7 protein-coding genes and 1 pseudogene are annotated in these 8338 nt (G+C 70.1%); 7 read left to right on the top strand and 1 reads right to left on the bottom strand.

Translation table 11 applies throughout. The annotated features are described in order from the left end of the window. The first annotated feature begins 51 nt into the window (after positions 1-51). On the top strand, positions 52-702 hold the full coding sequence (locus tag AC31A1_RS41285; protein ID WP_489658224.1) for a Tat pathway signal sequence domain protein: 651 nt from the start codon (positions 52-54) through the stop codon (positions 700-702). 51 nt (positions 703-753) lie between these two features. Here AC31A1_RS41285 and AC31A1_RS41280 read toward each other — a convergent pair whose 3' ends face one another. Continuing rightward, entirely contained in the window at positions 754-1698 is a 945-nt protein-coding gene (locus tag AC31A1_RS41280; protein ID WP_489658223.1) for a lytic polysaccharide monooxygenase auxiliary activity family 9 protein, read from the bottom strand. A gap of 337 nt (positions 1699-2035) precedes the next feature. Between AC31A1_RS41280 and AC31A1_RS41275 the strand changes: the two are divergent. The 6 genes and pseudogenes from AC31A1_RS41275 to AC31A1_RS41250 all read left to right on the top strand — a co-directional run. After that, positions 2036-3496 (top strand): annotated as a pseudogene (locus AC31A1_RS41275) (S8 family peptidase); the annotation flags it as partial. A 329-nt stretch (positions 3497-3825) separates the two neighbouring features. Beyond that, entirely contained in the window at positions 3826-4473 is a 648-nt protein-coding gene (locus AC31A1_RS41270) for a ScbR family autoregulator-binding transcription factor (RefSeq protein WP_489658222.1), read from the top strand. Positions 4474-4495: 22 nt separating this feature from the next. After that, positions 4496-5701, top strand: a complete 1206-nt coding sequence (locus AC31A1_RS41265) for a damage-control phosphatase ARMT1 family protein (protein WP_489658221.1) — start codon at positions 4496-4498, stop codon at positions 5699-5701. A 61-nt stretch (positions 5702-5762) separates the two neighbouring features. Beyond that, positions 5763-6623, top strand: coding sequence for a TIGR03619 family F420-dependent LLM class oxidoreductase (locus AC31A1_RS41260; RefSeq protein WP_489658220.1), 861 nt, complete (start codon positions 5763-5765; stop codon positions 6621-6623). Positions 6624-6680: 57 nt separating this feature from the next. Beyond that, positions 6681-7655 (top strand): ABC transporter substrate-binding protein, encoded by a 975-nt coding sequence (locus AC31A1_RS41255; RefSeq protein WP_489658219.1) that lies wholly within the window; start codon positions 6681-6683, stop codon positions 7653-7655. Then, positions 7652-8338: ABC transporter permease (locus AC31A1_RS41250; RefSeq protein ID WP_489658218.1), on the top strand; the 687-nt coding region annotated here is incomplete at its 3' end. The genes AC31A1_RS41255 and AC31A1_RS41250, both read left to right, overlap by 4 nt.

The following is an 8338-nucleotide window of genomic DNA, read 5'->3' as shown; positions in this document are numbered from 1 at the left end:
CCCGAGAACCCCCCGGTTCGACCTCCACTTCGAAAGAAGAGGTACACCCGCATGCGCACTCGCACCGTCCTCACCCTCGTCGGCTCCGTCGCCGCGCTCACCCTCCCCTTCATCGCCCCGGCGTCGGCGGCCGACACCGTGCTCACCACCGGCAGCCTCGGCGGCAGTGCCGTCGCCGTCGGCGATGTGCTGACCGCGCCCCTGGCCACCGGCACCAGCGCCACCCTGTACTCCAGCGCGACCGGCACCAGCGGCATCAAGTGCACGACGTCGCAGTTCACGGCGACCGTCACCGACAACCCGACCGCGCCGGGCACCGCCACCGAGTCCGTCTCCGGGCAGAGCTTCGACAGCAGCAGCTGCACCAGCAACGTCCTGGGCGTCACCGGCGTCACCAGCATCACGGTCGACAACCTGCCGTACACCACCGCGGCCGTCTCGGACGGCACCCTGACCGTCACCCCGGCCAGCGGCTCCACCATCCAGACCACGGTCAAGCTGACCACCCTGCTGGGCAGCATCACCTGCGTCTACCAGGCGCCCAGCCTGACCGGCACGTCGAGCAACACCGACACCAGCATCAACTTCACCAGCCAGGCCTTCACCAAGACCTCCGGCTCGTCCCTGTGCTTCAGCGCGGGCTACTTCACCGCGAAGTACGCCCCGGTGACGGACAACGGCGCGGCGGTCTACACCAACTAAGAGGAGTACCAGCCAAGGAGCAAGTAGGGCCTGTACACGTCGAGTCGGACTTCAGCGTCGACGCAGTCGCAGGGCCAGGGCGGCGCCCCCGGTGAGCACCAGCACCGCGGCGGCGCCGCCCGCCACCATGGGCGCCGACGGGCCGCTCGACGCGGCGTCGGTGTCGGAGGCCACCGGACTGCTGCCCGGCGCGGTGCTCTCCTCCGCAGGGGACGCCTTCTGTGCCGTAGCGGATGCCGGGGCCTTGGCCGAACTGCTCGCGGCAGCAGGGGACTTGGTAGCGGACGACGACGGGCTCGCCGTCTTTCCCTTCGAGCCGGCCGACCCTGTCGCAGGCGTCGGCGAAGCGGCGCCGCCACCCGGGAACACCACGTCCGAGCACGAGTAGTACGTGTCCTCGGTACTGCTGTTCTGCCAGATGGTGTAGATCAGTTGGCGCCCGGTCCGGCCCGTCGGCAGCGTCGCCCTGATGCGGTACGCGCCGCCGGTCAGCGGCGGGTCCTTCACCTCGGCGAACGGCGTCGTCGGCAGCTCGGACCAGGTCAACGGCTTCGACGCGTCGTAACCGGCCTTCGTCAGATACAACTTGAACGTCCCGGTGTGCGCGATCGTCGACGCGTATGTCATCGTCAGCTTCGCCCCCGGAGTCAGCCGCGTCGACGGCCAGTCGGTGCGCGCGAGGTTCAGTCCCTTGTAGTCGGGCAGGCCACCGCTGCACAGTTTCCCGTCGGGGATCAGCTGCCGGTCGCGGCCGTTGATGTCGGGGACCCGGAGGTTGTCCCAGTAGGTGAAGGGCGCCCCGTTCGTGGCGATGGCCGCCTTGCACGCAGCGGAGCCGGCCTGGCTGCCGCCCTGGGGCGAGCAGGCGTAGACCCGGCTGACCGGATACGTCGGCGCCCCGTGCGCCTGCGCCGGACCCGCCGCCCAGACGGTGAGCAGCAGCGGGGCCATGGCGGCGGCCGCCATGGCAGTGCGATGTGCGGTCATCCGGGACATCCGGAACGTCTCCTCGGCCGGGGGCGGCAACGGTCTGTTCGTGCAATACGGGAAGCGGGCCCGGCGCGTTCAGTCCGTCCCTCTTGCCGCGAATCCGGATGTATCCGGTCAACCCCCCGATGTTCAGGGGTTGTTTCCGGCCTGATCGAGGGTTTCCCCCGTATCCGTATGACCTTCTCTTTGCCTATCGTTTGGCCACAGCTGACCGACAGGCGACCCCTGTCGAGGCGGCCGCCCGCGCCCGGCGCTCCCTGGTTCGACCCCCCACCGCTTCGACGACGAAGCGCATCGACCGCCGCTCCGCGCTGCTTGGAGTACGGCCACGAAAGGCAAGCCCTTGCGCACTCCCACGGCATTCCCCGCAGGACGGACCCTGATATCCGTCGCCGCGGTCTCCGCGGCCCTCCTCGCTACGGCCGCCACCTCGGTCGCCGTCGCCCAGGTGCCCCCCACCCGGGCCACCGCACCGGCCCTGTCCGGACAGACCGAGGCAGCCCCCGGCACCCTCGCCGAGCGCCTCATCGTCGGCTACAAGTCCGGTGCGGCAGAGGCCAGTTCGAACCGCGCCGCCGAGGCCGACGCCACCGCAAAGGGCAAGGAGACCGGCGAGAGCGTCGACTTCCAGCGCCGCCTCGGCACCGGCGCCGCCCTGATCGGCCTCGGCAACGCCCGCAGCACGACCGAAGTCGCCGACGTCATCGCCGAGTTCAGATCCGACCCGCAGGTCTCCTACGTCGTACCGGACCGGCTGAACACCCCGCAGGCCGACCCGAACGACACCGAGTACAGCAAGCAGTGGGACCTCTTCGAGTCCACCGCCGGGATGAACGTGCCCGCCGCGTGGCCGACCTCGACCGGCAGCGGTGTCACCGTCGCCGTCATCGACACCGGGTACGTCACGCACTCGGACCTCGCCGCGAACATCGTCGCCGGCTACGACTTCATCAGCGACACCGCCGTCTCGGTCGACGGCGACGGCCGCGACAGCAACCCGGCCGACCCCGGCGACCACTACGCGGCCAACGAGTGCGGCTCGGGCATCCCGGCCAGCAACTCCTCCTGGCACGGCACCCATGTCGCGGGCACCATCGCCGCCGCCACCAACAACGGCAAGGGCATCGCGGGCATCGCCTACGGCGCGAAGATCTCCCCGCTGCGCGTCCTCGGCAAGTGCGGCGGCTACGACTCCGACATCATCGACGCCATCACCTGGGCGTCCGGCGGCAGCGTCTCCGGCGTCCCCGCCAACGGCAACATCGCCAAGGTCATCAACATGAGCCTCGGCGGCGACGGCGCCTGCACCTCGGCCACCCAGAGCGCGATCACCGCCGCCGTGAACCGCGGCACCACGGTCGTCGTGGCCGCCGGCAACGACAACGACAACGTGGCGAACCACTCCCCGGGGAACTGCAACAACGTCATCTCGGTCGCCGCCACCAACCGCGCCGGCGCCAAGGCGTCCTACTCCAACTACGGCTCGGCCGTGGACATTTCGGCCCCCGGTGGTCAGACCAGCACCGGCACCGCCAACGGCATCTACTCCACGCTGAACTCCGGCACGAAGACGCCCTCCACCGAGTCGTACGCCTACTACCAGGGCACCAGCATGGCCACCCCGCACATCGCGGGCCTGGTTGCGCTCATGAAGTCAGCGAATTCCGCGCTGACCCCGGCCCGGATCGAGTCGGCCATCAAGGCCAACGCCCGTGCCCTGCCCGGCAGTTGCTCGGGCGGCTGCGGCGCCGGACTCGCGGACGCGGCCAAGACCGTCCAGGCCGTGAGCACCGGCAGCGGCAACGTGTCCTCCGCCCGGTAGTCCGGCGGTACAGGGAATCCACAGAAACAGACCGACTGACCCGTAGGGCGAGGCGCTTCCTCGGAGGTGACTCACCAGGGCGGTCGGTCTTCTGTTTGGCCGGGAAGCGGCGCTGACACGTGCCACAGCAACCGAAAGTGGTCAAGAGCCGGGGCAGGGGTGACAGAGAGACGCAAGTGATGGGAACGTGAGGGGTGTTGGTGGTCTTCGGGTGCAAGGTCAACCCCGCCCTACGGTGAGCTACTGTGTACAGGGGGTAACAAAAAACGGCATGGGCCGTTGTTTTTCCTTCATCGGGAGAGTCTCAGTCGATGGCGAGGCAGCTACGGGCCGAACAGACCCGCACAACGATCATCACGGCCGCCGCCGAGCTGTTCGACCGGCAGGGCTATGAATCCACCAGCCTGAGCGACATCGTCGACCAAGCCCAGGTCACCAAGGGCGCCCTGTACTTCCACTTCGCGGCCAAGGAGGACCTGGCCCACACGATCCTGGAGATGCAGGCCAAGGCCTCGCGCCAGATCTCCGAGGACATGGACAGCAGGGGCTACTCCTCACTGGAGACGTTGATACGTGTCACGTTCGGCATGACGCGGCTGGCCGTCGAGGGCCCCATCCCCCGCGCCGGCCTCCGGCTCGCCGCGGGGGAGATCGAGGTACGGCCCCCGATGCCGCATCCCTTCGCCGAGTGGCTGGACATCGCCTCCCGCAAACTCGCGGGCGCCGTGGCCGAGGCCGACGCACACCCCGACACCGACGTGGACGCCGTGGCCCGTACGCTCGTCGGCCTCTTCGTCGGCATCCGCGTCCTGGGCCGCACCCTCGAACCGGTGGCGTTACAGCCCCGCAGAACGGCGGAGATGTGGCACCTGGTGATCCGCGGCCTGGTCCCCGTCCCCCGCCGCGCCCGCTATCTCAGCCTCGCCGCGCGCCTGGAGCGGGAGATCGAGACCGACTGACCCGCCCGGTACGGTGAGGCGCATGCCCGACACCCCCACCGCGCCCGTGATCCTCGGCAACGAGCCGGACTCGTTCCCCCGCAGCGTGCTGGCCGAACGGCACCCCGCGATCATCCAGCAGGTCCGGGACGCCTTCCCGTACGACCCCGGGCAGCACCGCGCCCTCGACACCCTCCTGAAGAACTGCACCGAGGGCACGATCGAACCCCTCCCCGCCGACGCCCTCGACCACGACCAGTGGGCGGCGTGGGGCACCGACACCTACGCCGGACAGTCCTGGTACGACGTGCCCTGGCTCTGGTCCGAGAGCTACTTCTACCGCCAACTCCTCGAAGCCGTCGGCTACTTCGACCCCGGCGCCTGGCAGGGCATCGACCCGTTCCGCCCCTTCAAACGCGCCGAACTCGACGCCCCCGAGACGGACGAGGAACTCGCCGCACTCGACGAGCTGGAGGCCAAGCCGCCGGAGGAACGCGCCAACTCCCTTCTGCACGGCTCCCTTTGGGGCAACCGCGCGGACCTCGGCTTCCGCCTTTCGGCAGCCGGAGCGGAGTCGGCTTCGCAGGCCCCGGTCCCGGCCCTGGTGACCGACGACAGTGAGCGGCTGTGGTCCCTCCTCTCCGGCACCGGCACCGGCACCCTCTGCCTCGTCGCCGACAACGCCGGCCGCGAACTCATCCCCGATCTGCTGCTGTTGGCCCACCTCCTCGGCCAACGGCGCATCGAGCGCGCGGTGTTGCACATCAAGCCCCACCCCTACTACGTCTCCGACGCCACGACCGCCGACGTGGTCGACGCCCTGCACCGGCTCGTCGGCGCGCCGGGTGCGGCGGCGACGTACGGCCGCCGCCTCTGGTCCGCCATGGCGGACGGCCGCCTCACCGTGCGCGCCCACCCCTTCTCCTGCGCCCCGCTGCCGTACGCCGAGATGCCCGCCGACCTCCGCGCCGAGTTCGCCGGGGCCACCCTGACGATCATGAAGGGCGACCTCAACTACCGTCGCCTGGTGGGCGATTGCCGCTGGGCACCGACCACGCCGTTCGCCGACGTCACCACGTACTTCCCGGGCCCGGTCGCCGCCCTGCGCACCCTCAAGTCCGACGTGATCACGGGCCTGGCCGCCCGCACGGAGGCCGCGCTGGTCGCGGCGGAGGGGCAACGCTGGCGTACGGGTGGCACCCATGCGCTGATCCAGGTGCGGGGGGTGTCCTCGGCGCCCGTCGGGTAGTTGGGTCGGTCACTGACATTCTTGCCGCACGTTCTTGTCGCACGAGGGGAGTACGACCGAGATGCGTATCGGAGTGGCACCGCACCGGCTGTGGCCGGACCAGGAGACGGAGTTGGACGCGGTTCTCCAAACCGCCGTCAGGGCCGAGGAGTTGGGGTTCGACCACGTCTTCGCGAGCGGTCACGTGGTGGCCGGTGAGGTGGGTGTGACCCCCGACCCGCTGGTCCTGCTGGCCGCGATCGCCGGAGCCACGCGGCGGATCGGACTGGTCACCAGCGTGCTGGTGCTGCCGCTGTACAACCCGGTCGTCGTGGCCCACCAGACCGCGACCCTCGACCGGCTCTCCAGAGGCCGCTTCACGTTGGGCGTCGGCACCGGCTGGGACACCGAGGAGTACGCGGCCGTCGGCGTCCCGTTCGCGGGCCGGGGCCGCCGGACCGACGAACAGCTCGCTGCCGTACGGCAGTTGTGGCGCGGCGAGGGCTCGCCGCGACTCGGGGTGCTGCCGCGCACCGAGGGCGGTCCGCAGGTGTGGATCGGTGGGGGGAGTGACGCCGCGCTGCGCCGGGCGCTGCGGTTCGGCGATGCTTGGCACGGCTCCGGGGTCGATGCGGAGGCGCTCACCGGGGTACGGGCGAGGCTCGACTTGCTCGGCGACGAGGTGGGACGCGACCCGAGTGAACTGGCTTTGACGGCAGGCCTGTTCCTCGTGCCGCCCGGCTTCACCCCCGCGGTGAAGGTGCCGGGCCGGCCGCTGGGCGGAACCGACGCGACGGCCGAGAGCGTGCGGGAAGAGCTGGGCCGGCTGTCCGACGCCGGGCTCGTCTCCGCGTCCCTGTGGCTGCCGGTGGCCACGGAGGCGTTGCCGGACGCGCTCGCGTGGGTCTCGGAGGAACTCGTTTCGCATTTTTCCAATCAGTGAATCTTTGTCCGACCCGCGTGTGGTGATCATGCCAAAACGCTGGTATTGCTTGCTCGCATGACGACTTCACGTCAATTACAGGTGGGAACAGGGAGGTTGGCGGCGGGCGCGACCGTGCTCGCGCTCGTGCTCGTCGCCTGCGGCGGCGGTGGGGACTCCGGCTCCTCCGGCGACGGGAGGCAGAAGGTCACCGTGGCCGCGTTGCCGCTCACGGACGCGGCGGCGCTCTACATCGCCCGGGACCGCGGACTGTTCGTGAAGGAGGGGCTGGACGTCACCATCCAGCCGGTCCAGCAGAGCATCCAGGCCCTGCCCGCCCTGTCCAAGGGGCAGGTCGACGTGATCGCGAGCGCGAACTACGTCACCTTCCTCCAGGCCGACGAGAAGGGCACGCTCGACCTGCGCATCCTCGCCGAGGGCGTCCGCACGGCACCGCACATGATGGACGTCCTCGTCCCGAAGGACTCGCCGATCAAGAGCGCCGCCGACCTCAAGGGCAGAACGGTCGCCGTCAACATCCTCAACAACATCCAGTCGCTCACCCTCAACGCGATCCTGGACCAGCGGGGCGCCGGACGCCCCGTCTACCGGCAGATCGCCTTCCCGCAGATGGGCCCCGCCCTGGAGAAGGACCAGGTCGACGCCGTCCACGCGGTCGAGCCCTTCGACAGCGCGATCCAGGGCGAGTTGAAGACACGGGTCCTGCTCGACGGCGGGTCCGCACCCGTCCAGACCCTGCCGATCAGCGGCTACGTCACGACGAGCGACTTCGCCGAGAAACACGCCAAGGCCGCGACGGCGTTCAAGCGGGCGATCGAGGCGGCGTCGAAGATCGCGGCGCAGGACCCCTCCGCCGTACGCGCCGAACTCCCCAAGTACACCAAGGTGACCGAGGACCAGGCCAAGACCATCAACCTGCCCGCCTACCCGGCCACCACCGACGCCGCCCAACTGCGCCGCCTGACCGAACTCATGCGGAAACAGGGGATGTTGACGAAGGCGATCGACCCGGCCACGCTCCTCGTCAAGTGAATCGGCGCCAGGAACTCGCCCTCGGCGGCCTCGGTGTGCTGCTGGCCTTCGGCGCCTGCGAGGCCGTCGGCAGGGCGGGCGTCGTACGGCGCAGCTATCTGCCGCCCGCGTCCGAAGTCCTGGCCCGGGCAGTCGAGTTGGGGGCCGACCGAGCCTTCCTGGACCAAGTGGCGGTCACCCTGCGGGCATGGGCCGTCGGGCTCGCCCTCGCCGCCGCGGTCGCGATTCCACTGGGTCTGCTGCTGGGCAGCGTGCCGGTGGTCGACGAAGCGGTACGCGCGGTGATTGAGTTCCTGCGCCCGCTCCCGTCCGTCGCACTGATCCCCCTCGTCTCCCTCCTCCTCGGCTCGGGCACCGAGACCGAGGTCGCGCTGATCACCTACGCCTCGGTCTGGCCCATCCTCTTCAACACGGTCCACGGCATCGGCGAGACCGACCGCCTCGCCAAGGACACCCTGCGCGCCTTCGGCTTCGGCCGTCTCTCGATCCTCCTGCACGTCGAACTCCCCGCCACGGCCCCCTTCATCGCCGCCGGCCTCCGTATCTCGGCCGCCACGGCCCTCATCCTCGCCATCGCCACCGAACTCCTCTCCGGCTTCGGCCAGGGCCTCGGCATCTTCATCGCCCAGGCCCAACTGGCCACGGACGGAACGCGGGACGTGCTGGCGGGGGTGGTGTGGGCG

The organism is Streptomyces sp. P5F9 (assembly GCF_057961495.1).
The sequence above is the reverse complement of the archived record's forward strand: the minus strand, read 5'-3'. Positions and strand labels throughout refer to the sequence as shown.

Bases quoted from the DNA above. Each gene is read 5' to 3' on its own strand.
- AC31A1_RS41285 (WP_489658224.1), top strand. From the start codon at position 52: ATGCGCACTCGCACCGTCCTCACCCTCGTCGGCTCCGTCGCCGCGCTC.
- AC31A1_RS41280 (WP_489658223.1), bottom strand. From the start codon at position 1,698: ATGTCCCGGATGACCGCACATCGCACTGCCATGGCGGCCGCCGCCATG.
- AC31A1_RS41270 (WP_489658222.1), top strand. From the start codon at position 3,826: ATGGCGAGGCAGCTACGGGCCGAACAGACCCGCACAACGATCATCACG.
- AC31A1_RS41265 (WP_489658221.1), top strand. From the start codon at position 4,496: ATGCCCGACACCCCCACCGCGCCCGTGATCCTCGGCAACGAGCCGGAC.
- AC31A1_RS41260 (WP_489658220.1), top strand. From the start codon at position 5,763: ATGCGTATCGGAGTGGCACCGCACCGGCTGTGGCCGGACCAGGAGACG.
- AC31A1_RS41255 (WP_489658219.1), top strand. From the start codon at position 6,681: ATGACGACTTCACGTCAATTACAGGTGGGAACAGGGAGGTTGGCGGCG.